22 protein-coding genes are annotated in these 24,539 nt (G+C 71.3%); 11 read left to right on the forward strand and 11 right to left on the reverse strand.

Features of this window, described 5'->3' with window-relative positions:
* Window positions 1-86: 86 nt before the first annotated feature.
* From KME80_RS35965 to KME80_RS35980, 4 genes are read right to left on the reverse strand one after another with little or no spacing between them, the layout of a single operon-like run.
* A complete protein-coding gene (locus KME80_RS35965) occupies window positions 87-536 on the reverse strand; it encodes a response regulator (protein WP_219511480.1) in 450 nt (149 codons plus the stop codon).
* On the reverse strand, window positions 529-1,674 hold the full coding sequence (locus tag KME80_RS35970) for a sensor histidine kinase (RefSeq protein ID WP_219511482.1): 1,146 nt from the start codon (window positions 1,672-1,674) through the stop codon (window positions 529-531). Before KME80_RS35970 ends, KME80_RS35965 begins: the two co-directional genes overlap by 8 nt.
* Window positions 1,671-2,804, reverse strand: coding sequence for a PP2C family protein-serine/threonine phosphatase (locus KME80_RS35975; protein ID WP_308126069.1), 1,134 nt, complete (start codon window positions 2,802-2,804; stop codon window positions 1,671-1,673). Before KME80_RS35975 ends, KME80_RS35970 begins: the two co-directional genes overlap by 4 nt.
* Window positions 2,805-2,836: 32 nt before the next feature.
* Complete coding sequence (locus KME80_RS35980; protein WP_219511486.1) at window positions 2,837-3,766, reverse strand: LysR family transcriptional regulator; 930 nt, start codon at window positions 3,764-3,766, stop codon at window positions 2,837-2,839.
* 192 nt (window positions 3,767-3,958) lie between these two features.
* On the opposite strand from KME80_RS35980, the gene KME80_RS35985 reads away from it, so the two are divergent.
* From KME80_RS35985 to KME80_RS35995, 3 genes are read left to right on the forward strand one after another with little or no spacing between them, the layout of a single operon-like run.
* Window positions 3,959-4,657, forward strand: a complete 699-nt coding sequence (locus KME80_RS35985) for a succinate dehydrogenase cytochrome b subunit (RefSeq protein ID WP_308126070.1) — start codon at window positions 3,959-3,961, stop codon at window positions 4,655-4,657.
* Window positions 4,654-6,579, forward strand: a complete 1,926-nt coding sequence (locus tag KME80_RS35990; protein ID WP_219511490.1) for a fumarate reductase/succinate dehydrogenase flavoprotein subunit — start codon at window positions 4,654-4,656, stop codon at window positions 6,577-6,579. The genes KME80_RS35985 and KME80_RS35990 overlap by 4 nt, the downstream gene beginning before the upstream one ends.
* The gene (locus KME80_RS35995; protein WP_219511491.1) at window positions 6,576-7,316 is read left to right on the forward strand and encodes a succinate dehydrogenase/fumarate reductase iron-sulfur subunit; all 741 of its coding nucleotides are present in this window, start codon (window positions 6,576-6,578) and stop codon (window positions 7,314-7,316) included. The genes KME80_RS35990 and KME80_RS35995 overlap by 4 nt, the downstream gene beginning before the upstream one ends.
* Window positions 7,317-7,331: 15 nt before the next feature.
* Here KME80_RS35995 and KME80_RS36000 read toward each other — a convergent pair whose 3' ends face one another.
* The gene (locus KME80_RS36000; protein ID WP_219511493.1) at window positions 7,332-8,276 is read right to left on the reverse strand and encodes a GlxA family transcriptional regulator; all 945 of its coding nucleotides are present in this window, start codon (window positions 8,274-8,276) and stop codon (window positions 7,332-7,334) included.
* A gap of 71 nt (window positions 8,277-8,347) precedes the next feature.
* Here KME80_RS36000 and KME80_RS36005 point away from each other — a divergent pair, with 71 nt between their 5' ends.
* Entirely contained in the window at window positions 8,348-9,238 is an 891-nt protein-coding gene (locus KME80_RS36005) for a Rossmann-fold NAD(P)-binding domain-containing protein (RefSeq protein WP_219511496.1), read from the forward strand.
* 149 nt (window positions 9,239-9,387) lie between these two features.
* Here KME80_RS36005 and KME80_RS36010 read toward each other — a convergent pair whose 3' ends face one another.
* Window positions 9,388-10,203, reverse strand: coding sequence for an alpha/beta fold hydrolase (locus tag KME80_RS36010; protein ID WP_219511498.1), 816 nt, complete (start codon window positions 10,201-10,203; stop codon window positions 9,388-9,390).
* A 104-nt stretch (window positions 10,204-10,307) separates the two neighbouring features.
* Between KME80_RS36010 and KME80_RS36015 the strand changes: the two genes are divergently transcribed.
* The gene (locus KME80_RS36015) at window positions 10,308-10,712 is read left to right on the forward strand and encodes a hypothetical protein (RefSeq protein WP_219511499.1); all 405 of its coding nucleotides are present in this window, start codon (window positions 10,308-10,310) and stop codon (window positions 10,710-10,712) included.
* On the opposite strand, the gene KME80_RS36020 is transcribed toward KME80_RS36015, so the two are convergent.
* Complete coding sequence (locus KME80_RS36020; RefSeq protein WP_219511501.1) at window positions 10,681-11,373, reverse strand: response regulator; 693 nt, start codon at window positions 11,371-11,373, stop codon at window positions 10,681-10,683. The genes KME80_RS36015 and KME80_RS36020 overlap by 32 nt on opposite strands.
* On the reverse strand, window positions 11,370-12,473 hold the full coding sequence (locus KME80_RS36025; RefSeq protein ID WP_219511503.1) for a sensor histidine kinase: 1,104 nt from the start codon (window positions 12,471-12,473) through the stop codon (window positions 11,370-11,372). The genes KME80_RS36020 and KME80_RS36025 overlap by 4 nt, the downstream gene beginning before the upstream one ends.
* Before the next feature lie 86 nt (window positions 12,474-12,559).
* Between KME80_RS36025 and KME80_RS36030 the strand changes: the two genes are divergently transcribed.
* Together KME80_RS36030 and KME80_RS36035 are read left to right on the forward strand one after the other, a co-directional pair.
* Window positions 12,560-13,357, forward strand: coding sequence for an ABC transporter ATP-binding protein (locus KME80_RS36030; protein WP_219511505.1), 798 nt, complete (start codon window positions 12,560-12,562; stop codon window positions 13,355-13,357).
* Between the two features lie 10 nt (window positions 13,358-13,367).
* Window positions 13,368-14,075, forward strand: a complete 708-nt coding sequence (locus KME80_RS36035; RefSeq protein WP_219511508.1) for a hypothetical protein — start codon at window positions 13,368-13,370, stop codon at window positions 14,073-14,075.
* A 288-nt stretch (window positions 14,076-14,363) separates the two neighbouring features.
* Here the strand turns inward: KME80_RS36035 and KME80_RS36040 are convergent, their stop codons facing one another.
* Together KME80_RS36040 and KME80_RS36045 are read right to left on the reverse strand one after the other, a co-directional pair.
* Window positions 14,364-15,233 carry an alpha/beta hydrolase family protein gene (locus KME80_RS36040; protein ID WP_372455413.1) on the reverse strand — a complete coding sequence of 290 codons (870 nt, stop codon included), beginning with the start codon at window positions 15,231-15,233 and terminating at the stop codon, window positions 14,364-14,366.
* Between the two features lie 84 nt (window positions 15,234-15,317).
* A complete protein-coding gene (locus tag KME80_RS36045; RefSeq protein WP_219511513.1) occupies window positions 15,318-18,278 on the reverse strand; it encodes a helix-turn-helix transcriptional regulator in 2,961 nt (986 codons plus the stop codon).
* 254 nt (window positions 18,279-18,532) lie between these two features.
* On the opposite strand from KME80_RS36045, the gene KME80_RS36050 reads away from it, so the two are divergent.
* Window positions 18,533-19,870 carry an AAA family ATPase gene (locus KME80_RS36050; RefSeq protein ID WP_246646332.1) on the forward strand — a complete coding sequence of 446 codons (1,338 nt, stop codon included), beginning with the start codon at window positions 18,533-18,535 and terminating at the stop codon, window positions 19,868-19,870.
* Between the two features lie 15 nt (window positions 19,871-19,885).
* Here the strand turns inward: KME80_RS36050 and KME80_RS36055 are convergent, their stop codons facing one another.
* A complete protein-coding gene (locus tag KME80_RS36055; protein ID WP_219511517.1) occupies window positions 19,886-20,509 on the reverse strand; it encodes a phosphotransferase in 624 nt (207 codons plus the stop codon).
* A 121-nt stretch (window positions 20,510-20,630) separates the two neighbouring features.
* On the opposite strand from KME80_RS36055, the gene KME80_RS36060 reads away from it, so the two are divergent.
* The 3 genes from KME80_RS36060 to KME80_RS36070 all read left to right on the forward strand — a co-directional run bounded on the left by KME80_RS36060 (window position 20,631) and on the right by KME80_RS36070 (window position 24,284).
* Window positions 20,631-22,289 (forward strand): ABC transporter ATP-binding protein, encoded by a 1,659-nt coding sequence (locus KME80_RS36060; protein ID WP_308126071.1) that lies wholly within the window; start codon window positions 20,631-20,633, stop codon window positions 22,287-22,289.
* A 4-nt stretch (window positions 22,290-22,293) separates the two neighbouring features.
* Window positions 22,294-24,054 (forward strand): ABC transporter ATP-binding protein, encoded by a 1,761-nt coding sequence (locus KME80_RS36065; RefSeq protein WP_219511521.1) that lies wholly within the window; start codon window positions 22,294-22,296, stop codon window positions 24,052-24,054.
* A 74-nt stretch (window positions 24,055-24,128) separates the two neighbouring features.
* Complete coding sequence (locus KME80_RS36070) at window positions 24,129-24,284, forward strand: hypothetical protein (RefSeq protein WP_219511524.1); 156 nt, start codon at window positions 24,129-24,131, stop codon at window positions 24,282-24,284.
* Window positions 24,285-24,539: the final 255 nt, after the last annotated feature.

A 24,539-nucleotide genomic window follows, 5' to 3' on the forward strand; every position in this document is an offset into this window, starting at 1 on the left:
GATACGTTACGACGCCCGCATACGGATTTGTGAGAAGCATCACTCACTTTTTCCAGGACGACCTGTGATTCCTGTCACGTCCGCCGTCAGGCGCGCAACCCCTGGTTGGGCAACTTCACCACAGTCACAAAAAAGTTATCGATTTGACGGACAACTCTTATGAACTGCTGAAAATCGACCGGTTTTGCGACATACGCATTCGCGTGCATCTTGTAGCTGAGCAGGATGTCCTCCTCGGCCTCCGAGGTCGTCAGGACCACCACCGGGATGGTCCGCAGATCCTCGTCGAGCTTGACCTCCTCCAGCACCTCCAGCCCGCTCTTCCTGGGCAGGTTGAGGTCGAGCAGGATCAGGTCGGGCCGGGGCACGCCGGCGTGCTCGCCCTTCTGGCGCAGGAAGTCCATCGCCTGCTCGCCGTCGTTCACCACGTGCAGGCGGTTGCTCACCTTGTTGAGCTCGAACGCCTCCCGCGTCAGCAGGATGTCGCCCTGGTCGTCCTCGACCAGGAGCACCTCGATCGGGCGCCAGTCATTCATCGTCGTCTCCCGCGGCCGGTAGCGTCCATCGGAACGTCGTGCCCGGCCCCTCCGCGTCGCCGTCGAGCCACAGCTGCCCGCCGTGAAACTCGACAATCTTGCGGCAGAGCGCGAGCCCGATGCCCGTACCTGGATACACGTCCCGTGGGTGGAGGCGCTGGAAGATGAGGAAGATCCGGTCGGCGTACTTGGGCTCGACGCCGATGCCGTTGTCGGAGCAGCTGAACTCCCACATGCCGCCCTTGCGGGTGACGCCGATGTGCACGCGGGGCGGTTGCTCGCCGCGGAACTTGACGCCGTTCTCGATGAGGTTCTGGAAGAGCTGCGTGAGCTGGACGCGGTTGCCGACGACCGCGGGCAGCTCGTCGGCGGTGACGGTGGCCTCGACGTCCTCGATCATGCCCGAGAGGTTGACCAGCGCCGCGTCCAGCGCGGGCCGCGTCTCCACCACGGACCGGCCGCTGGTCACCCGGCCGACGCGGGAGAAGTCGAGCAGGTCGTTGATGAGGAGCTGCATGCGCTTGGCGCCGTCGACGGCGTAGTGGATGTACTGCTTGGCCCGCTCGTCGAGCTGGTCGCCGTAGCGCTGTTCGAGCATCTGGGTGAAGCTGGCGACCTTGCGCAGCGGCTCCTGAAGGTCGTGGCTGGCCACGTACGCGAACTGCTCCAGCTCCCCGTTGGAGCGGCGCAGCTCGTCGGCCTGGTCCTGGGCGATGCGCCAGTTCGACAGGATGCGCCGGCGCATCGAGTCGACGTGGCTGGACAGCTCGGCCAGCTCGGCGGGCCTGGCCACGCCGAGGCGGTGGTCGAAGTCGCCGCCCGCGACGGCGCGCACCTGGTCGGTGAGCCGCGCGATGGGCTTCAGCACGGTGAAGCGGACGATGAGCACCAGCGCCAGGACCGAGGCCAGCAGCACCGAGCAGAGCACCACGAGCAGCACGGTCAGCCGGTTCACCTGGGCGGCGATCTCGGGCCGGGGCTCCAGCACGCTCAGCTCGGAGATCATCATCATGATCAGCGTGGCCGAGGTCAGGAACGCGACGCCGGTGAGCGCGCCGGTGATGAGGAACCAGCGGGTGAGCGGGATCCGGCCGACTCCGGTGGCGGGCTTGGCCGGAGGCAGCGGGTTGATGCTCATGAGGCGCTCCTGCGGACGAGCACCGCGGCGAGGTCGTCGCTGAGGGTGCCCACGTGTCGGATGAGCCGGTCGAGGTCGATGACGCCGTGCTGCTTGACCAGGCTGACCAGGCCGTCGACGCCGAGCTCGCCGCCGTGCCCGGCGGCGGCCTCGATGAGCCCGTCGGTGTAGAGCATCATCGACCACCGCTCGCCGAGCGGCACGTCGATGACCGCCCACTCGCGGTCGGGGAAGATGCCCAGCGGCGGGCCGGACGGGGTGCCCTCGACGATCTCGACGACGCCGTCGCGCAGGAGCACGGGCGGCGGGTGCCCGGCGACCCGCATCGCGGCGTGGCTCAGGTCCGGGCTGATCCTGGCCGTGCAGAGGGTGGTGAAGATCTCCGGCGCCTTGCGCTCGGCGCGCAGCAGCGTGTCCATGGTCCGCAGCAGCGGGTCGCCGTCCATCCCGGCGAGCACGAGCGTGCGCCAGGCGATGCGCAGCGAGACGCCGAGCGCCGCCTCGTCGGGGCCGTGCCCGCACACGTCGCCGATGACGACGTGGACCGCGCCGTCGGGGGTCTGCACGGTGTCGAGGAAGTCGCCGGCCAGCCGCTGGCCCTGCGAGCCCGGCAGGTAGCGGGTGACGTGCTCCAGGTCGTGGGTGCGCAGCAGCGGGGTGGGCAGCAGGCCGTTCTCCAGCCGGGCGTTCTCCTCGGCGGTCAGCTCGGCCTTCGTCAGCGCGATGTGGGCCAGGTCGGCGCGCTTGCGTTCCATCGCGTAGCGGACGGCCCTGGCCAGCAGGCGGGCGTCGATGTCCTGCTTGACCAGGTAGTCCTGGGCGCCCGCCTGGACCGCCGCCACGCCGACGTGCGCGTCGCGCAGCCCGGTCAGCACCAGGACGGCCGCGTGCGGGGCCATCGCCAGCACGTGCTCCAGCGCCTCCAGGCCGGTGGCGTCGGGCAGCGACAGGTCGACCAGCACGCACTGGATGTGGGGGGTGAGCTTGGCCCTGGTCTCCGCCAGGTTGCGGGCCCAGGTGATCCGGGGCGGCGCCGCGGCCTGCTTCAGCAGCTCCTCCACGAGGAACGCGTCTCCGTCGTCGTCCTCGATGAGCAGGAGCGTCAGCGTTTCGGATAGGGATGCCGTCACAAACGCCTCTTCGCTGGAGATAGGCCGTCCGCTCATTCTGCGATGAGCTCGACCCCTTGGGGAAGCGTACCCTCCTGACCAGCTTCGACGACGAATGTGAGCAATGTCGTCCGGAACGCCTGGGCCGCCCGCGTCGGCTCCACGTCGCGCCGGTGCGCCAGCGCTATCGTCCGGCTCAGCCCCGGCGGGGCCAGCGGCGTCCCGGCGAGCCCCGGCCGGCCGTCGAGCACCATCGACGGCACCACCGCCACGCCCAGCCCGGCCTCCACGAACCGCAGCACCGCGTCCATCTCGCCGCCCTGCACCGCGAACCTCGGCTCGAACCCCGCCTGCCGGCACGCCGTCAGCGTCGCCTCCCGCAGGTCGTAGCCGCGCCGGAACATCACCATCGGCCGGCCGCGCAGGTCCTCGATCCGCATGTACGGTTTGCGCAACCGCTCATGGGAGGGCGCCACGACCACCAGGTTCTCGCGCAGGATCTCCTCGGTCAGCAGCGCCGGGTCGTCATGCTGCAACGGCATGATGATCAGCGACAGGTCGAGCTGCCCCCGCGCCAGCGCCCGCACCAGGTCGCGCGAGCCGCCCTCCTCCACCAGCAGCTCGATGCCCGGGTAGGCGTGGTTGAAGCGGGCCAGCACGTCGGCCATCAGCCCCGCGCACAGCGACGGCGTCGCTCCCAGCCGCACCCGGCCGCTGCGCAGCCCCGCCAGCTCGGCGACCTCCCGCCGGGCCGTCTCGGCGTCCTCCAGCATCCGGCGCGCCAGCGGCAGCAGCGCCTCGCCGGCGGCGGTCAGCGTGACGTTGCCGCGCGCACGGGAGAACAGCGGGGCCCCGAGCTCGGTCTCCAGTGCCTTGATCTGCTTGCTGAGCGACGGCTGGGCGACCCGCATCCGCTCGGCCGCATGGGTGAAGTGCCTGGTCTCGGCCACCGCTACGAAGTACGCCAACTGCTGCAACTGCATGTGATTTTCCTCGCACCGGCGGACTCGCTGGCTTTTATGCCGGCCATACAAACCAGACATCATAGCCTTTGGCTATGGAAACCAGGCCCGCGATGACTTGGACGGATCATCGCTGGTTACCTAGCTTCAGAAGATGTGACAGCCACGATAGAGCGCGGCGCCGCCACCGCGCCCGTTACCTCCCCAGCACCCGTGAAGAAGCCAACGCGCAAGCGGCCCCGCGGGTTCCTCAGCTCGTCCAACGGCAAGAAAGCCGTCATGGCCGTCACCGGCGCCGTGATGGTGCTCTTCCTGATCGGCCACATGCTGGGCAACCTCAAGATCTTCATCAGCAAGGACTCCTTCAACGAGTACGCGCACGCCCTGCGCACGCTGCTGGAGCCGCTGCTGCCCTACCGGACGCTGCTGACGATCGTGGAGATCGCGCTCGTCCTGTCGGTCGTGCTGCACATGTGGGCCGCGATCTCGCTGTCGCGCCGGGCCCGCTCGGCCCGCCCGGTCAAGTACGTCGCCAAGAAGTCGCAGGCCACCGGCTACGCCACGCACATCATGCGGTTCGGCGGCCTGACGATCGCGCTGTTCGTCGTCTGGCACCTGCTCGACCTCACCTTCGGCGTCGTCAACCCCAAGGGCTTCGACTCCACCCCGGCCGACCGCATGATCGCCGGATTCGACCCGTCCCGCTGGTGGGTCACGCTCATCTACCTCGTGGCCGTCGTCATGGTCGGCCTGCACCTGCGCCACGGCGTGTGGAGCGCCTTCCAGACGCTCGGCTGGGCCAACCGTGACCGCAACAAGGCGCTGCGCCTGAGCGCCGGCCTGCTGTCGGCCGTCCTGGTCGTCGGCTTCCTCGCCCCGCCGCTCGCCATCATGTTCGGAGTCGTGCAATGAAGTACACCGAGGGCCCGGAGATCCGGGACACCAAGGCGCCCGAGGGGCCCATCGAGGAGCGCTGGGAGAAGCGTAAGTTCAGCGCCAGGCTGGTCAACCCGGCCAACAAGCGCAAGCTCAACGTCATCGTGGTCGGCACCGGCCTGGCGGGCGGGTCCGCCGCCGCCACGCTCGGCGAGCTCGGCTACAACGTCAAGTCGTTCTGCTACCAGGACACGCCCCGGCGCGCCCACTCCATCGCGGCGCAGGGCGGCATCAACGCCGCCAAGAACTACCGGGGCGACGGCGACTCGATCTACCGGCTGTTCTACGACACCGTCAAGGGCGGCGACTTCCGCGCCCGCGAGTCGAACGTCTACCGCCTGGCGCAGGTCTCGGTGAACATCATCGACCAGGCCGTGGCCCAGGGCGTGCCGTTCGCCCGCGAGTACGGCGGCCTGCTCGACACCCGCTCGTTCGGCGGCGCGCAGGTGTCGCGTACGTTCTACGCGCGCGGCCAGACGGGCCAGCAGCTCCTGCTCGGCGCCTACCAGGCGCTGGAGCGGCAGATCGCCGCCGGCACCGTCGAGATGTTCACCCGGCACGAGATGCTCGACCTGATCGTCGCCGACGGCCGGGCGCGCGGCATCATCGTGCGCGACATGGTCACCGGCGAGATCGAGCGCCACACCGCCGACGCCGTCGTGCTCGCCACCGGCGGCTACGGCAACGTGTTCTTCCTGTCCACGAACGCCAAGGGCTGCAACACCACCGCCATCTGGCGGGCCCACGAGCGCGGCGCGTACTTCGCCAACCCCTGCTACACGCAGATCCACCCGACCTGCATCCCGGTCTCCGGCGAGTACCAGTCCAAGCTGACGCTCATGTCGGAGTCGCTGCGCAACGACGGCCGCGTCTGGGTGCCGCTGCGCAAGGACGACAAGCGCGCCCCCGGCGACATCCCCGAGGACGAGCGCGACTACTACCTGGAGCGGATCTACCCCGCTTTCGGCAACCTCGTCCCGCGTGACATCGCCTCCCGCGCCGCCAAGAACGTCTGCGACGAGGGCCGCGGCGTCGGCCCCGGCGGCCTCGGCGTCTACCTCGACTTCCGCGACGCGATCAACCGGCTCGGCCGCGACGCCGTCGAGAAGAAGTACGGCAACCTCTTCGAGATGTACGAGCGCATCACCGGCGAGAACCCGTACGACGTGCCGATGCGCATCTATCCGGCCGTCCACTACACGATGGGCGGGCTCTGGGTCGACTACGACCTGCAGTCGACGATTCCCGGCCTGTTCGTGATCGGCGAGGCGAACTTCTCCGACCACGGCGCCAACCGCCTCGGCGCGTCCGCGCTGATGCAGGGCCTGGCCGACGGCTACTTCGTGCTGCCGACCACGCTCGGCGACTACCTGGCGGACGGCCCGTTCGGCGAGGTCGACGAGGCGGCGGTCGCCGAGGCCGAGCTGAAGGTCCGCGACAGGATCGAGCGCCTGCTCGCCGTCAACGGCACCCGCACCCCCGACTCCTTCCACCGCGAGCTCGGCAGGCTCATGTGGGACTACTGCGGCATGGAGCGCACCGAGGAGTCGCTGCGCAAGGCCCTGGAGCGCATCCCCGAGCTGCGCAAGGAGTTCTGGGAGAACGTCAAGGTCTCCGGCACCGCCGAGGAGCTCAACCAGGTGCTGGAGAAGGCCGGCCGGGTGGCCGACTTCTTCGACCTGGCCGAGCTCATGTGCCTGGACGCGCTGGTGCGCACCGAGTCGTGCGGCGGCCACTTCCGCGCCGAGTCGCAGGACGCCGACGGCGAGGCGCTGCGTGACGACGAGGCCTTCGCGCACGTGTCGGCCTGGGAGCACTCGCCCGACGGCGAGCCGGTGCTGCACAAGGAACCGCTCGTGTACGAGTACGTCAAGATGACCCAGCGGAGTTACAAGTGAACCTGACCCTTCGCGTCTGGCGGCAGAGCGGCCCTTCCGACGCCGGCCGGATGGTGACATATCGGGTTGAGGAAGTCTCGCCGGACATGTCGTTCCTGGAGATGCTGGACGTCCTCAACGAGCGCCTCATCCTCGAAGGCGACGACCCGATCGCCTTCGACCACGACTGCCGCGAGGGCATCTGCGGCATGTGCGGCATGGTGATCAACGGCGTCGCCCACGGCGAGCAGCGCGCCACCACCACCTGCCAGCTGCACATGCGCCACTTCGAGGACAACGCCACCATCACCATCGAGCCGTGGCGCGCCGCGCCCTTCCCGGTGGTGAAGGACCTCGTCGTCGACCGCAGCGCCTTCGACCGCATCATCCAGGCGGGCGGCTTCGTCTCCGTCCCGGCCGGCTCCGCCCCCGACGCGCACAGCGTCCCGGTGCGCAAGGAGGACGCCGACGCCGCCTTCGACGCCGCCACCTGCATCGGCTGCGGCGCCTGCGTCGCCGCCTGCCCCAACGGGTCGGCGTCGCTGTTCACCGCAGCCAAGATCACCCACCTGAGCCTGCTGCCGCAGGGCCAGCCCGAGCGCCTGTCCCGCGCCAAGGCCATGGTGGACCAGATGGACGCCGAAGGCTTCGGCGGCTGCACCAACACCGGCGAGTGCACCGCGGTCTGCCCCAAGGGCATCCCGCTCGACACGATCGCCCAGATGAACACGGACTACCTGAAGGCGAACGCCAAGTAGCCGCCGCTTCCCGGCCTATCGTGCGTGCGTGAAGCTCGCGCGGTAGGCCGTCGGCGTGAGCCCCACCCGGTCGACCAGGTGCTTGCGGAGGGAGTCGGCGCTGCCCAGCCCGCTCTTCTCCGCCACCTGGTCCATCGGCAGCTCCGTCGTCTCCAGCAACTCCCTGGCCCGGTCGACCCGGCGGTGCAACAGCCACTGGAGCGGGCTCAACCCGGTCTCCGCGTGAAAACGCCTGGTCAGCGTACGGACGCTGGTGCTCGCGTGCGCCGCCAGGTCGGCCAGCGTCAACGGCCGGTCCAGCCGCGCCAGCGCCCACGCCCGCGTCGGCGCCAGCGACGTGCCCCGCTCGGGAGGCAACGGCGTCTCGATGAACTGCGCCTGACCGCCCGGCCGCACCGGCGACACCACTGCCGCCCGCGCCGCCACGTTCGCCACCGCCGCCCCGAAGTCCAGCCTCACCAGGTGCAGGCACAGATCGATGGCGGCCGCCGCGCCCGCCGACGTGAAGATGCCGCCGTCCTCGACGAACAGCAGATCGGGCTGCACCTCCACCGACGGGAACCGGGCCGCCAGATCCCCGGCCAGCCCCCAGTGCGTGGTGGCCCGCCGCCCGTCCAGCAGCCCCGCCTGGGCCAGCACGAACGCGCCCGTACACAGGGACGCGATGCGCGCGCCCGCCCGCTCCGCCTTCCGCAGCGCCGCAAGCACCTCCGGCGGAGCCGGCTCACCGCCGCTGCCCACAGTGATCACCGTGTCGACGCCCGCCACCGCCTCCAGGCCGTCCGTCACCACGATGTCCGGCCCCCCGACGGTCGGCACCGCCCCCGGCCGCGCCGTGCAGATCCGCACGTCATAGTTCGGAACGCTGTTGAACACCATCAACGGGATCGACACATCGAAACTCAGCACCGGGGTCACGACCACGACGGCAATCCGGTGCCTGTCCTGAATTTCCGTCATGGCCAGATCCTCCGGATAGTTGGCATTCCGGCCACTAGGCTACGCCGCCGCCACCCGGAAGCGTGGTCGCCATGACTTTTCACGTGATCGTGGGCCGCGGCGCCGCCGCCTCGAAGACCGCACAACTGCTCGCCGAGGACGGCGAACGCGTGCGCATGATCAGCCGCGCCGGAGGCGGCCCCGAACATCCCCTCGTCGAGCGCATCGCCGCCGACGCCACCGACACCGACCGGCTCACCGAACTGGCCACCGGCGCCCGCACCCTCTTCACCACCGCCGCACCGCCCTACCACGCCTGGCCCGCCCAGTTCCCCGTCCTCGCCGCCTCCCTGCTCACCGCCGTCCGCCGCACCGGCGTCCCGTACGTGATGCTCGGCAACCTCTACGGCTACGGCCCCGTGCACGGCCCCATCCGGCCCGACTTCCCCCTGACGGCGACCGGGCCCAAGGGGCGCACCAGGGCGCGCATCTGGGAGGAAGCCGTCGCCTCGGGCGTCAAGGTGACCGAGGTGCGCGCCGCCCAGTTCTACGGCGCCGGCGCCTACTCCGTGTTCAGCCTCATGGTGCAGCGGCCCGTCCTCGAAGGCAGACTCGCCCTCGTCCCCCAGGAACTCGACGTCCCGCACAGCTACTCCGCCATCACCGACACCGCCCGCACGCTCATCGCCGCCGGACGCGACGAACAGGCGTACGGCCGCGCCTGGCACGTCCCCACCGCGACCCTGTCCGTCCGCGACCTCGCCGGCCGCCTCGCCCACCTCGCCGGCGCCCCGACCCCCCGCCTGGAGCAGCTGACCGAGCGGGACCTCACCCTGCTGGCGCTCACCGACCCCTTCTGGGCCGAACTGCACGAAGTCCTCGCAAAGCCCGCCGCCCCCTTCGTCATCGACCACACCGAAACGGAGAAGATCCTCGGCATCACCGCCACTCCTGTCGACACCGTCCTGAGCGACCTGCTCTAAGCCTCATCGAATGCCACGCCCCAACCGCCCCACCGGTCGGTGCCCCGCCGGGTCGCGCGCTGCTGGGTCGTGCGCCGCCGGGCCGCACGCTGCCGGGTCGTGCGTTGGGCGGCGGGAGGCGGTGGGTGTCTGCGCCGGTCCGTGGGGTTTCACGTGAGGAAGTCCGACAGGACGGGGGCGAGCTTGTGCGGGGCCATCATGACGGCTCCGTGGTTGAGGCTGGCGAGTGTGCGGTGCTCGGCGTGCGGCAGCACCTCCACCAGTGCCCGGGCCGCGTCGTGGAACCCGGCGGGGCTCTTGCTCCCGGTCAGCACCAGCGTGGGCGCGACGGCTCCCGCCCATGCGGCCGCATCCAGAGGCCGCCCCTGCTGAGTGTCGCCCATCACCGCGATGTCGTACGGCAGCGTGGGCGCGAGCCTCTTGAGCGTGGACCACACGCCCGGCATCAGCCGCATCATGGCGACCATGAACGACGGCATCCCCTGCGCCCGCGTCATGAAGTGCTTGACCGCATCCCCGGGCCGGTCGGCGGCCAGCAGGGCGTCGATCTCCTGGGCGAACCCGGCCGGTGGCGCGAACCCGTCGCCCGTCACCGCGAACGGCGGCTCGTACAGGGCCAGGCGGTCGACGTTGAGGCCCGCGGCGGCGGCACGCAGGGCGAGCACCGCACCGGACGAGCTGCCGAACAGCGACGCCGAGCCGCCCGCATGGTGGATGAGCGCGGCCACGTCCTCGATCTCGCGCTCCACGGTGTAGGCGGACCCGTCGCCGCTCGCGCCCCGCCCCCGCCGGTCGTAGTTGATCACGGTGAAGCGCGGTGCGAGCAGGCGGGCGAGCTTGGCCGCGTCCTTGCGGTCGGCCAGCGCAGAGGCGACCAGGATGACGGCGGGACCGGCGCCGAGCTGCTCGAAGGCGATCGGGGTGCCGTCGCGGGAGATCACGGTCGTGGTCGTGGTGGTGCGCATGGGGTGTTGCTCCGTTTCTGTCACGTTCTCGACCGTGTGACGGGTGCCGGGGCAAAAAGGAATCGGTCCTCCTGGTAAGGGCGTGAGTGGGTACGTTCGAGCGCGTGACCCTCCAAGGCAGGCCGCCCGCGCCGGTCATCGCCGCGGCGGTGATGTTCGAGCTGGGCGTGTTGGTCGTGCTCGTCTCGGCGGTGGTCGGGATCTTCCAAGGTTTCTGGCCGCTCGTCCTGCTCGCCGCGATGGCCGCCTTCGCCGGTGTTTCGGCGGCGCAAGGGCTGTGGCGCGGCTGGCGGGGCTCACGGATCTTCCTGATGCTGGTGGGCGGGTTGCTGGTGCCGGCGGGGCTGTCCGTGCATGAGTCGTCGTCGGGGCCGTACGTACCGGGATATGGGCTTTTCGGTCTCTTCGTCGCTGCCTATGGGGTGGTGATGGCCGTGCTGCTTGTCGTGCCGGGATCGTCGCGGGCCTGGTTCGCCGTCAGACCAGCCCCGCCTCGTACGCCGCGATGACCAGGTGGATGCGGCTGCGCGCGTCCAGCTTGGTGAGCAGATGACTGACATGCGTCTTCACCGTGCTGAGGCTGAGGTAGAGCTGTCCGGCGATCTCGGCGTTGGACAGCCCCTTCGCGACCAGGACGAGCACCTCGCGCTCCCGCTCGGTGATGGCCAGCGGCGGAGGCGGCGCCGGACGCCGGATCCGCTCGGCGGCACGCGACACCAGGCTCCGGCTCCGCTCCACGGCGGGCGGCGCGGAGCTCACGAACTGCTGGATCAACCGCCGGGTGGCGGTCGGCGCCAGCAGCGACTCGCCTGACGCGATCACCTCGATGGCCTTGAGCAACTCGGCCGCCGGGGTGTGCTTGAGCATGAAGCCCGCGGCTCCGGCTCGCAGCGCCCCGTAGACGTACTCGTCCAGGTCGAACGTGGTCACGATGAGCACGCGGGTCTCCGGGCGGGCGGCGCAGATGAGGCGGGTGGCCTCGATCCCGTCCATCACCGGCATGCGTACGTCCATCAGGACCAGATCGGGACGGTCCCGCTCGGCGAGCCGCACCGCCTCCGCACCCGTCGCGGCCTCACCGATCGCCACACATCCGGGCGCACTGTCGACCAGCAGGCGAAAGCTGCCCCTGATCTGCGGTTGGTCGTCGGCCACCAGCACTCGTGTCACTGAGGCAACCTCGCCATCACCCGGAATCCGCCCGGCGCGTGGGCGCCCGCCGCGAACTCGCCGCCGAAGACGCGCACCCGCTCGCGCAGCCCCGTCAGCCCGTGCCCGTAAGGCCGCACCGGCCCGTGGCGGCCGTCGTCGACGACCTCCACGACCAGCCCGCCCTCCTGCCGCTGGATCCGGACGTCGACGTGCTGGGCGTCGGCATGCCTGACCACGTTGGTCAGCGCCTCCTGCACGATCCGGTAGACCGTCAGCTCCATTTCTCCGTTCACCTTGCCGTCGATCGCCAAGTCCACTTCCAGCCCGGTCGCCTCGGCCCGCCTCACCAGCACGCCGAGATCGGCCAGGCCGGGAACGGGGGCGAGCTCCGCCCCGTCGTCGTCGCGCAGCACGCCGAGCAGCCTTCCGGTCTCGCGCAGCGCGGACCGACTGGTCTCCTCGATCGAATGCAGCGCCCGGCTCATCTCGCCCTCGATGCCCACGTGGCCCGCCACGCCCGCCTGGACGGCGATCGTGCTGAGGCTGTGGCCGACGACGTCGTGTAACTCCCTGGCGATGCGCAGCCGCTCCTCCGCGGCTTGGGCCCGGGCGCGCTGCTCGGCGTGCTGGGTCAGCCGCTCGGTGTAGACCCGGCGCTGGCGCACGGTCGTGCCGACGGCCCAGGAGGCGACCAGGATCGCCGCCACCAGGGCGAGTTGCTCCAGCACCGTGTCGGTCACGGGCAGCTCGGCCACGCCCTGCCACCCCACGGCGACGGCCGCCACGAGGGGGACCGCGGCCCGGTGGCGTGCCGCCACCGTGTAAAGGGCGAGCGGCAGGCAGAGCAGGTCGGCGTGCGGGAGCAGGAACTCGCGCATGCCGAGCCCCGCCGCCAGCACCACCAGGAACACCGCCCGCGGCCAGAGCCGCCGGACCGCGATCGGCAAGGTCGTCGCCAGAGCCGCCGCATAGTCGAACGCGTCGGGCGCCACGCTGCCGCGTGACGAGGCGAGCCCCACGAAGGCGGCCGCGAAGAACACGGCGACGCCTGCGTCGAGGCACAGCCAGGCCCGCTCGGGGACCCGGCTCAACAGCGGGGGACGGAGGTCTTCGCGCACGGAACGAAGGTAACCGGGGCGGCGGGGCCGAACATCGGTCTCAGGACCGATGTGGAAAACCCTCGTTCCGGCCGATCGTGGAGCACGTGATCGAAGTGAACGGGCTCACCCGGCGTTTCAAACAGACCCTGGCCGTGGACGACCTCACCTTCGTGGTGCCGTCGGGCAGGATCACCGGCTTCCTCGGCTCCAACGGCGCCGGGAAGACCACGACCATGCGGCTGATCCTCGGCCTCGACCGGCCCACCGCCGGTCAAGCCACCGTCGGCGGCAGACCGTACCGAAGCTTGGAACGGCCGCTCACCCACGTCGGCGCGCTGCTGGACGCGACGGCGGTGCAGGGCGGGCGGCGCGCCGAGCAGCACCTGCGCTGGCTGGCGGCCTCCAACGGGCTCTCCGCACGGCGCGTGGGAGGGCTGCTCGACCTCGTCGGCCTCAGCGACGCGGCCGGCAAACGGATCGGCGGCTTCTCCCTCGGCATGAAACAGCGGCTGGGCATCGCCGCGGCGCTGCTCGGCGATCCCGGCACGCTCCTGCTCGACGAGCCGGTCAACGGGCTCGACCCCGAGGGCATCCGCTGGACGCGGCAGTTGCTGAGGTCGCTGGCCGCCGAAGGCCGCACGGTCCTCGTGTCGAGCCACCTGATGAGCGAGATGGCGCTGACGGCGGACCATCTGATCGTCATCGGGCGCGGCAGGCTGCTCGCCGACGCGCCGATCGCCGAGCTGGTCCGGCCGGGGACGTCGTTGGAGGACGTGTTCATGGACCTTGTCTCGGAGGGCCGGGAGGAGGCTCCGGAGCGGGACGAGGGAGCTCGGGAGCGACGTGGGGCAGTTCAGGACATGAGGCATTCGGGGGTGCGCGGTGGACACGGTCAACGCTGAATGGATCAAGTTGCGGACCCTGCGTTCGACCTGGTGGACGATGGGGATCGCGGTGTTCGTCGCGCTCGTGCTCACCGCGCTGGGCGCCGGCGCCGTCATCTCGCGCTGGGACCCCGGTCACGCCCCTGACCAGGCCGCCATGGGCATCGTGGTGGCCGTGTACGTGGGCGTCATCCTGGCCCAGCTCCCGCTCGGGATGCTCGGTGTGATGACGATCAGCGGCGAGCACGCGTCCGGCATGATCGACGCCACGCATGTCGCCACGCCCGCGAGGTCGCGGGTCCTGCTGGCCAAGGCGGTGGTGCTGGCCGGCGCAGCGGTCGTCGCCTCGCTGCTCATCGCGGTTCCCGGCTATCTGTACGGGCGCGTGGTGGCCGCCGAGTTCAACCCGTCGGCACTGCCGGGGGAGGCGTGGCCGGTGATCGCCGGTGGCACCCTCATGATCGTGGCGACCACCCTGCTCGGGCTGGCGCTGGGCGCCCTCCTGCGTAACGGGGCGGCGGCGATGGCGGCGCTGATGGCGATCATCCTGTTGGTGCCGTTCGTGGCCCGCATGCTGCCCGGGGGCGAGTGGGGCAACTACTTATTGCCGACCTATCCGGCACTGCAGCTCATCGGGCAGGTGCCGGCCATCATGCCGGGATGGGTGGCTTTCACGGTGCTCGGCTGCTGGGCGGTCATCCCGCTGGGCATCGCGGCCCTCGCAGGACGGCGCTGAACGGTCTGCGCGCCGGGTCCCGTCCCCGGTCAGGGAAGCGCGTGCGCGTGCGGACCTTGTGAAGGGGCCGTGCGGGCGTGCTGTGGACCTGCTGTGGAGCGCCTGGGGGGCCTGCTGCGGGCCCCTGCTGTGGGCCTGGGGGGCTGCTGTGGGCCTGGGGAGTGCCGGTTGTGCTGTGGGGAGTGCCGGTTGAGCTGTGGAAGGTCCGGTTGTGCTGCGGGAAAGGGCTGCATGGGCCGTCCCGGCCTCCCCTGGAGTTGCTCACGGGAGGCCGGGACTGGGTGTGCGTCAGTGGGGGCAGGTGTCGCGGTATTCCTCGATGGCCGTGCCGCTCGGTGGCGGGCAGAGGAAGCGTTCGTAGCGGGTGTCGTCGTCGACGAACCTCTTCAGCCAAGCGACCATCGACTTGGCCATCGTGGTGTTCGTGGTCTGCGGGAAGAAGTGGCTGGCGTTGTTGAGCTCCAGATACGCCTTCTCCGACGAGGAGGGGATGCTCTCGTAGAACGGCTGGGAGTGGGTGGTGACCGAGGCGACGGAGTCGCTCTCGCCGCCGATGATCAGCGTCGGGACGCGTACGCCGGACCAGTTCTTGGTCAGGTTCCACGGCGCGAGCGGGACCGCGGCCTGCAGTGTGGGGCGGTCGTCGGCGGCTTCGAGGGAGCCGCCGCCGCCCATGGAGTGGCCGGCCACGGCCAGGCGGGAGCCGTCGATGCGGCTGCGGATGGCGAGCGGGCTGTCCTCGACCAGCCAGTCGAGGGCGGCCAGGAGCTGGCGGCCGCGGCTGGCGGGCTGGTCGTAGCGGGAGTTGGTCTCGATGCCGATGACCACGAAGCCGTGCGAGGCGATGCGCGGGCCGAGCCAGTCGAGGCTGGACCAGGAGGCGGTGTAGCCGGGGGAGATGGCGATCGCGCCGAACGTGCCCTGGCTGGTGTCGTTCGGGTAGTAGACCTCTCCGCCGCCGAACCCGCTCACGCTGAGGGAGGAGACCGACTGGTCGGAGGTGGAGAAGGGGCCGCGGAGCGCTTCGAGGATGGCGTCGGTGGGGTCGGGGCCGCGCTCGTACGGGCCGGCGGCATGCGCGGGCAGCGCGATGGTTCCGCATGCCAGGGTCGCGGCCATGGCGATCTTCGCGATGGTCCTCGCTGGGGATGACGACATGTCGGGAACTCCAGGTTCTCGGGGGGTGCGACGTCGTCATTTTCAAACGGGGGTGAAGGGGACGCATCGGGTGAATCGCCGGTGTCAGGAGAGGAGGCGCGACAGTTCGACGCGTGAGCGTACGCCGAGCTTGGCGAAGACGTTGCGGAGGTGGTGGTCGATCGTGCGCGGGCTGAGGAAGAGTTGCGCGGCGACCTCGCGGTTCGTGGCGCCTTCGGCCACCAGGCGGGCGATGCGCAACTGCTGTGCGGTGAGCAGCCGCTCGGGGCCGTCGGCCGGCGCGATGGGCACGACGGTCTCGCCCGACGCGCGCAGCTCGGTCCTGGCGCGCTCGCTCCACAGGCCCGCGCCGAGGCGCTGGAACGTCTCCAGGGCGCCGTGCAGGTGTTCTCTGGCGGCACCCGGCCGGCGTTCCCTGCGCAGCGCGACCCCGTACAGCAACTGCGTGCGCGCCGTCTCGAACGGGCACGCGTGCAGCTCCAGCGCCTCCCTGAACAGCTCGCCGGCCTCGCCGCCGGTGGCGAGCAGCGCCCGGCAGCGCGCCACGAGCGCGCGCCGGTCGGGGCTGCGCGTGCTGCCCGCCCAGCGGTCGAGCACCCGCAGCGCGGCCGAGGCACGCCTGCGGTCGCCGGTACGGGCTGCCGCCTCGATGAAGTGCGGGCTGGCCATGACCCGGATGACGACATGATCGTTGCCGCGATGGCCGCGCAGCTTGGCCGCCGCCTCCGCCGGACGTCCGATGGCCAGGTCGAGGTGGGCCAGCGCCCAGTTGCCGAGGCTGGTGGCGATGCCGAGACCATGGGATTCGGCCAGGTCCAGCGCGGCGTGGGCGCGTTCGCGGCAGCCTTGCGCGTCGCCCTGTACGGCGGCGGCGTGGGCCAGCCAGCCGAGGTGACGGGCGGCGGAGTTGAGCTGCCCCGACGCCTGGGCCAGCCGCAGCCCGTCGGCGGCGTGCGTGGCCACCGACGAGTAACGGCCCAGCCAGAACTCCGCCTGGATCAGCGACTCCAGCAGCTGGGGCACCACGCTGACCGCGCCGCGCCGGCGTGCGGTGTCGATGGCGCGGGCCGACAGCTCGATGGCCTTGGCGTCCTCGCCGAGCAGCAGGCTCGCCACGCAGGCCCAGACGAGGGTGGTGGGGTTGCGTACGGCCGGGGCCAGCGCGACGACCCGCCGCAGTGGCCCGGCCGCCGCCCGGTGCCTGCCGCTGAACGTCGCCGCGATCCCCTCCAGATACTCGAACATGAGCTGCGTGTCCCGGCAGTCGTCGCTGCGCCGCAGGAGTGCGGCTTGGTGGGCGATTGCGTGAAATGTACGGATATCGCCGGACATGTAGCTGGCTTCGGCGGCATGCAGGAGCGCCTTGACCGCGACCAGCCGGTCACGGTCCACGAGCCGGGCGGCGGCGGCCAGCAGCTTGGCGCTGGCGCTGTCGGCATGGCCACTGAGCAGCTCCAGCCGCCCGTACATGAGCTCGGCCTCGTCGGTGACCACCGGGCGGTGCAACCCGGCCAGCAGCGACCTGGCCCGGGGGAAGTCGCCGGACATCCACGCGTGCCGAGCCGCCGCTGCCAGCCATGCCGCCTTGCTCGCCTCGTCGCCGCCGAGCTGCGCGGCCCTCTCGTACGCGAGGGAGGGAGTGGGGTGACAGTGACCACCACCCGAGCCGCTTGGTCCGTTCGGCCCGCCCGGTTCCTGCGTCGCGTTGTCCGTGGTGGGCTCGTGGATTGTGCCCGGTGTGTGGCTTTGGCTTGGGGCGTAGATGGGTGGTGGGGCGGGGGCGTACGGGGTGGTGCGGGCGGCGGTGGAGGCGGCGGCGGCCAGGTCGGCGGCGAGTTCGTCCGGCGGGCCGTCGAGTGCGGCGGCGCGGTGCCAGGCGCCGGGCAGGCCGGTGAGCTGCCTCCCGAGCAGCCGGTGCACCTCCCGGCGGCGGGCCAGCGGGGCTTCGGCGTACGCGACGGCCCGCAGCGTCTCGTCGGCGAACACGTACCGGTCCCCGTCCGGCCGGATCACCCCCGCCCGCTCGGCCACCGCCAGCACGGCGAGTGGGTCCGTGGACCGAACGGGTGCCGCTTCGGCGGGAGGATCGTCGGCGCGCCGGGAGGGAGGCGCCGGGATGGCCACGGGATCGCCCGTCCGGACGGCTGACCAGTCGGTGGTTTGGCGCGCTCCCAGGGGCGCGGCCGTGGGGCGAGCGCAAGGCGGGTCCTCTGCGGCCTGGAGGAGGTCGCTGGTGGGGAGGCCGGGGGCGGCGGCCAGGAGGAGGAGCAGGGCGCGGGCCTCGTCCGGTAAGCCCGCGAGCCGTTCCGCGTGTGCCCGGTGGAGGCGTCCGCCGGGCGGCAGGGTGTCGGGCGGCGGGGCGAGCCCGGCGAGCTGCGCGGCGGTCAGCGACTCGGCGAGTTCGCGCAGCCCCAGCGGGTTGCCGTGGGCGACCCGTACCAGACAGGCGCACAAGCCCTCCGAGGCCCGGCCGGACAGCAGGTCCCTGGCCAGCGCGTGGCTCGCGGTGTCGTCCAGCGGTCCGACGGCGAGGACCGGGACGTCGTCCGGCACCGGCGGGTCGCCCGGCGTACGGGCTGAGAGGAGGAGCGCGATCCGTTCGCCGGCCAGCCGCCTGGCCGCGAAGCAGACCGCCTCGCGGCTGGCCCGGTCGAGCAGGTGCACGTCGTCCACGCACACCAGCACCGGCTGCTCGGCGGCGAGCTCGCGCAGGAACTCCAGCACCGCCACCGGCAGGGCCACCCCGCCTCCGGCCACCCCGGTGCGCAGGGCCCGCCCGAGCACCCCGGACCGCACCCGATCGGCGACCGGCCGCAGCAGCGCGTCCAGCCCGGACAGCGGCAGGTGGGCTTCCTGCCGCACCCCGCGCGCCCGCAGCATCGTGAACTCGTTCGCCAGCGAGGCCGCCAGCTCCAGGACGGCGGTCTTGCCGATCCCCGGCGCCCCCAGCACCGCCAGCGCGCCCCCGTCACCGCCCCGTGCCCCGTCGAGCAGCCGCCGCACCGCTTCCTGTTCGGCGGCACGGCCATACAGCGTGGTGGACATGACCAGAGTGTTACTCGGGTGTGTCAAGCGATAAAGGGCCCCCTGTAAGGCAGGCGATTTCACCGATTCGCCCAGAAAGATATAGCACCAGCTATTATAGTTCCAGCTATGATAATCATATGAGCCTCAAGAAGCCCAAGCGGCTGTACGGCCGGGACTTCGAGTGGGAGGAGCTGGCCGACTTCGTCGCGGCGCCGTCCCCTGGTGCCACCTTGGGCCTGGTCTACGGACGTCGCAGGCAAGGAAAGACGCTCATGCTCGAGCTGCTGGCGCGGGAGACGGGCGGCATGCTCTTCGGCGCCACCCAGCAGAGCGAGGCGCAGAACCTCGCCGACCTCGGCGCCGCCTACGCCGAACATCGCAACCTCAGGCAACCGGTCGTCTTCACGAACTGGCGTGAGGCGCTGGACGAGCTCCTTCGCCTCGGGGAAGAGCGGGCGGTGCCTGTGATCATCGACGAGTTCCCCTACCTCGTGTCCGCCACACCGGCCCTGCCCTCCTACCTCCAGCAGGCCCTGAGCCCGCTCGGCCATGCACGGGAGCGCACGTCCACCCGACTGATCCTGTGCGGCAGCGCTCTCACCACCATGGCCCAGCTGCTCGGCGGCGGAGCCCCGCTCCGGGGGCGTGCGGTGCTCGAACTGGTGGTAAAGCCTTTCGGGTTCCGCGACGCGAGCGCGTTCTGGGGGCTCCAACACGACCCGGAGCTGGCGTTCAGGGTGAACGCGCTCGTCGGCGGCACGCCCGCCTATCTGGAGATGTGCGCCGGATCGGGACCTGCCGACCTCGCCGGGTTCGACCAGTGGGTGGGGCGACGGCTGCTGAATCCCGCGTCGGCGATGTTCCGCGAGGGCGGGCTGGTGCTCCGTGAGGAGCCCTCCATCTCGGACCCCACCTCCTACGCCGCCACGCTGGCCGCCATCAGCGCCGGCAACCACCGCCGTGGTGAGATCGCGGCCGCGATGGGCCGGCCCGCCGCCGCCATCGCGCATCTGCTGTCCGGGTTGACCGACATCGGGCTGCTGGAACGGATCGATGACGCCCTGCGTGCCAAGCGCAGCGTGTTCCGGATCGCCGAGCCGGTCGTACGGTTGCACAACCTCATCACGCAACGACACGAGCCCCAGCTGGTCATCGGTCAGGCGGAGCGCGTCTGGCAGTCGAACGCCGACACCGTGGCAGCCAAGATCTACGGCCCCCATTTCGAGGACCTGGCCCGGGAATGGTGCTTCCGACACGCGTCGCAGGACACGCTCGGCGGCTTCGCGACGGCGGTGCGCCCCAGCGAGATCGCCTGCCCGCAGCATCGCCGTGGACACGAGCTGGACCTGGTCGTCAGCGAGACGAACTCGTTCGCGTCCGATCGCGTCATCGCCATCGGCGAGGCGAAGAGCACGCTCGCGCCCATGGACGTGCCCCAGCTTCAGCGGCTCGAGCACCTACGCGCTTTGCTCCCTGACGCGCGCGTCGACGGCCCGCCCAAGCTGCTGCTGTTCGCGCGATCCGGTTTCAGCGGCGAACTGGTGCGCGCCGCCGAGGGCCGGCACGATGTCGAGCTCGTGGACCTCGCCAGGATGTATTCAGGACATTGAGTCAGATACGCAGCGTCAGGCGAACGTCCAGGCGCTGGTGGTCTCGATGCGGTGGCGCCAGAGTTTCTCGCCCTCGCCGCCCGGTTCCCAGCGGGCGGTGAAGTCGAGCAGTGACCGGCAGCGGGCCAGCATGTACGCGTGCCGGTCGGGCCACGGCGGCACGGGTCCGCCGTAGGCGTCGAAGAAGTGACGCAGGTGCGGCACGTGCTCCGGGTGATGCGATCGGACAATCCACTCACACCACGCCAGATCCTCCACCGGGCGGCCGGGATGCGCCCACTCCCAGTCGAGGATCGCCGCCGTCTCGAACGTCGCCGGGTCGAACAGCATGTTCTGCGGCCCGTAGTCGCCGTGCACCAGGCCCAGCCGGTGCAGCCGCGCCAGCGTGCGCCCGCACTCCGCCAGCACCTCCGCCGCCTGGCCCTCGTCGAGCAGGTCCTGGCCGTGCGCACCCGGCACGAACTGCATGCTCAGGCTCGTCTCGGTGACGGAATGCAGGCGCGGCACCGGCAGCCGCCCGCGCAGCCGCCGCAGGAACCGGCTCTCCGTCCCGAGCCTGATCCGCGCGTCGGGACCCTGGTAACACTTGACGACCAGGGCGCCGTCTCCGACCGTGCTGTTGGTGTAGCCGTGCTCCACAGCCAACGATTCTGGCGCACTCCCGGGCGCGCGTCAGCCCTGGAAAAATGGATTGCTGGAGCGGCAACGACTTTGTCAACCTTGACAGGCTATGCGCTCCCTTCCCGAAGCCGATCCCGGCGTGCCCGACATCCGAAGCCCGCTGCGCTACCTCTGGTGGAACGCCCGTCGCCAGGGCCGTCAGCTGCTGGCCGGCATCGGGTTCGCCACGCTGTGGTGGCTCGTGCAGTCGCTCGTGCCCGCCGTGCTCGGCAAGGGCATCGACGCCGTCACGGCCAAGGACACCCGCGCGCTGCTGACCTGGTCGGGAGTGCTGCTGGCGCTCGGGCTGGTGCAGGCGTTCAGCGGGATCATGCGGCACCGGTTCGCCGTCTACAACTGGCTGGCCGCCGCCTACCGCACCGTCCAGCTCACCACCCGGCAGGCGGCCAGGCTCGGCGCCACCCTGCCCAAGCGGCTGTCGACCGGCGAGGTGGTCAGCGTCGGCAACTCCGACATCGCGCACATCGGCAGCTCCATGGACATCCTGCTGCGCGGCACCGGCGCCGTCGTGGCGATCGTCACCGTGACGGTGATCCTCATCTCCACCTCGCTGCCGCTCGGCCTGCTCGTGCTGGTCGGCGTGCCCGTTATGGCGGGCGCCGTCGCGCCGCTGCTCAAGCCCCTGCACAGGCGGCAGCACCGGCAGCGCGACCTGACCGGCGACCTGTCCACCCGGGCGGCCGACATCGTGGCCGGGCTGCGGGTGCTGCGCGGCATCGGCGGCGAGCGGGTGTTCGCCGAGCGCTACCGCGAGGAGTCACAGCGGGCGCGCCACGCCGGCGTCTCCGTCGCGCGCGTCGAGTCGCTGCTCGAAGGCGCCCAGATCCTGCTGCCCGGCCTGCTCATCGCGCTCGTCACCGGCGTCGGCGCGTCCTTCGCGCTGTCCGGCCAGATCTCCGTCGGCCAGCTCGTCGCCTTCTACACCTACGCGGTGTTCCTCATCGGGCCGATGCGCACGCTCACCGAGGCGGCAGACAAGCTGACCAAGGGCCACGTCGCCGCCCGCCGCGTGGTCCGCATCCTGTCGATCGAACCCGAGGTGACCGGCGGCTCCGGCGCCAGCGCGGGCGGCGTGCTGCGCGACTCCTACAGCGGCGTCACCGTACAGCCCGGCAGGCTGACCGCCCTGGCCGCGAGCAGCCCCGAGGACGCCGCCGCCATCGCCGACCGCCTCGGCCGCTACTCCGACGGCGACGTCACCTTCGGCCCCGCCGAGCTCGCCACGCTGCCCCTCGACGAGGTACGTGAGCGCATCCTGGTCGCCGACAACGGCGCCCGCCTGTTCACCGGCCCGCTGCGCGACGAGCTCGACGTACGCGGCGGCGCCTCCGCCGAACGCGTCCGCCAGGCCCTGCACGACGCCTGCGCCGAGGACATCGTCGAGGCGCTGCCCGACGGGCTCGACGCCGAGGTGGCCGAGGCCGGGCGCGAATTCTCCGGCGGTCAGCAGCAGCGGCTCCGGCTCGCCCGCGCGCTGATCGCCGACCCGGAGGTGCTGATCCTCGTCGAGCCGACCAGCGCCGTCGACGCCCACAGCGAGGCCCGCATCGCCCAGCGTCTCGCCGACGCCCGCGCCGGCAAGACCACGCTCATCTGCACCACCAGCCCGCTCGTGCTCGACCGTACCGACCACGTCTTCTACGTCGAGGACGGTCGCGTACGAGCCGAAGGAGCCCACCGCGACCTGCTGGCCACCGCGCCCGCCTACGCCGCGACCGTCACCCGAGGGGAGGACTGACGAGATGGCCCGCGAGATCCTGCCCGTCGCCGATCAGAAACAGGTGCGCGCCTACGCGCGGCGGCTCACGCTGAAGTACCCGCGCCAGCTCGCCGGCGCGCTCGGCCTGCACGGGCTCGCCGCCGTCGCGGGTCTGGCCGTGCCGTGGCTGCTCGGCAATCTCGTACGTGACGTCGAGACGGGCGCCGAGGTCAACGCGTTCCTGGTCGCCGCCGGCATCGCCGGATTCCTGCTGCTGCAGGGGACGCTGGTGCGCTATGCCGTGCTCGCCTCGTCCAAGCTCGGCGAGAAGGTCCTGGCCGAGCTGCGCGAGGAGTTCGTCGACCAGGTGCTCGCGCTGCCGCTCTCCACGGTCGAACGGGCTGGCGCCGGCGACCTGCTCACCCGTACGTCCCGCGACGTCGACTCCCTGTCCAGGACCGTACGGCACGCCGTGCCCGAGACGTTGATCGCGGTCGTCACGTTCACGATCACCATCGGCGCGATGCTGCTCGTCGGGCCGCTGCTCATGCTGCCCATGCTGGTCGCGGCGCCGCTCCTCTACTTCAGCACCCGCTGGTACCTGAAGCGGGCCCGTGACGGCTACCTGCGGGAGAACGCCGCATATGCCGACATGACCGAAGGGCTGGCCGAAACTGTCGAGGGCGCCCGTGCCATCGAGGCCCTCGGCCTCCAGCAGCGCCGCCGCGAACGCACCGACCGCGACATCAGCCGCTCCTTCGCCGCCGAACGCTACACGCTGCGCCTGCGCGTCATCTGGTTCCCCTCCGTCGAGCTCGGCTACGTCGTCCCCGTCGTGGCCGCGCTGCTGTGCGGCGGCCTCTTCTACAGCTCGGGCTGGGTCACGCTCGCCCAGGTCACCGCCGCCACCCTCTACGCCCAGCAGCTCATCGACCCGCTCGACCGGTTCCTCATGTGGATCGACGAGCTCCAGGTCGGCGGGGCCGCCATGGCGCGGCTGCTCGGCGTCGCCAACGTGCCCGACGACCGGCAGCCCAGCGACGCCCGCCCCACCGGCGAACTGCTGGAAGCCGACGACATCCGCTACGCCTACCGGCCCGGCCGCGACGTGCTCCACGGCGTGTCGCTGACCGTGCGGCCCGGCGAACGGCTGGCGATGGTCGGCCCGTCCGGCGCCGGCAAGTCCACCCTCGGCCGGCTGCTCGCCGGCATCCACGGCCCCCGCACCGGCGCCGTCACCGTCGGCGGCGTGCCGCTCGTCGACCTGCCCCTGGACGCCCTGCGCGGCCACGTCGCGCTCGTCACCCAGGAACACCACGTCTTCAAGGGCACGCTGCGCGACAACCTGCTGATCGCCCGGCCCGAGGCCGACGACGACGCCGTACGCGACGCGCTCGTGGCCGTCGACGCGCTCGACTGGGTGCTCGCCCTGCCCGACGGCCTCGACACCGTCGTCGGCTCCGGCGGCCTCGACGTCTCCCCGGCCCACGCCCAGCAGCTCGCGCTGGCCCGCCTCGTGCTCGCCGACCCGCACACGCTCGTCCTGGACGAGGCCACCTCGCTCATCGACCCGCGCGCCGCCCGGCACCTCGAACGCTCCCTCGCGGCCGTCCTCGACGGCCGCACCGTCATCGCCATCGCCCACCGCCTCTACACCGCCCACGACGCCGACCGGGTCGCCGTCGTCGAGGACGGCCGCATCAGCGAGCTCGGCTCCCACGACGAGCTCGTCGCCGAAGGCGGCTCCTACGCGGCACTGTGGCAGAGCTGGCACAGCACCCCGACCACCACCACCCGCTCCTGACCAGCGATAAAGCGAAAGCAAAGCGGCCCTCGCTACCGTCGGCGCCGTCGATCCGACGAATGACGGGGGCAGACATGCGCAAGTGGCTAGTCATCCTGGGGATAGCGGCAACGGCCTTCACCGGGGTCACCGGCCCCGCCGGCATCACCGCCGACGGACCGGTCCCGGACCCGCCTCGCCTGTGCGAGACGAACCCGAAGATCGACTGCGACATCCCGTGGACCATCTGACGGAAGGACGCGGCAGCCGCTGACCGGCGTGCGGCTCTGGAGCAGTCGCCACACGTGCGACACGGGGAACCAGAGCCGGTGCCACGCCGTACCAGCGGCTGCCACACCGGCGCGCGGGGGACGCGCCCGGGAGTGTAAGAACAACGGTGTAACTCCTGATCATGGAGGACACCCGTGATGAGTACTGTGATCCAGGCATCGACGGAGATCGACCTGGAGGACGCCGGCGTGGCGGGCAAGCCCAAGCAGAGCAAG

The sequence above is a fragment of the Nonomuraea ceibae genome, assembly GCF_019396325.1.
Classification (GTDB): domain Bacteria; phylum Actinomycetota; class Actinomycetes; order Streptosporangiales; family Streptosporangiaceae; genus Nonomuraea; species Nonomuraea ceibae.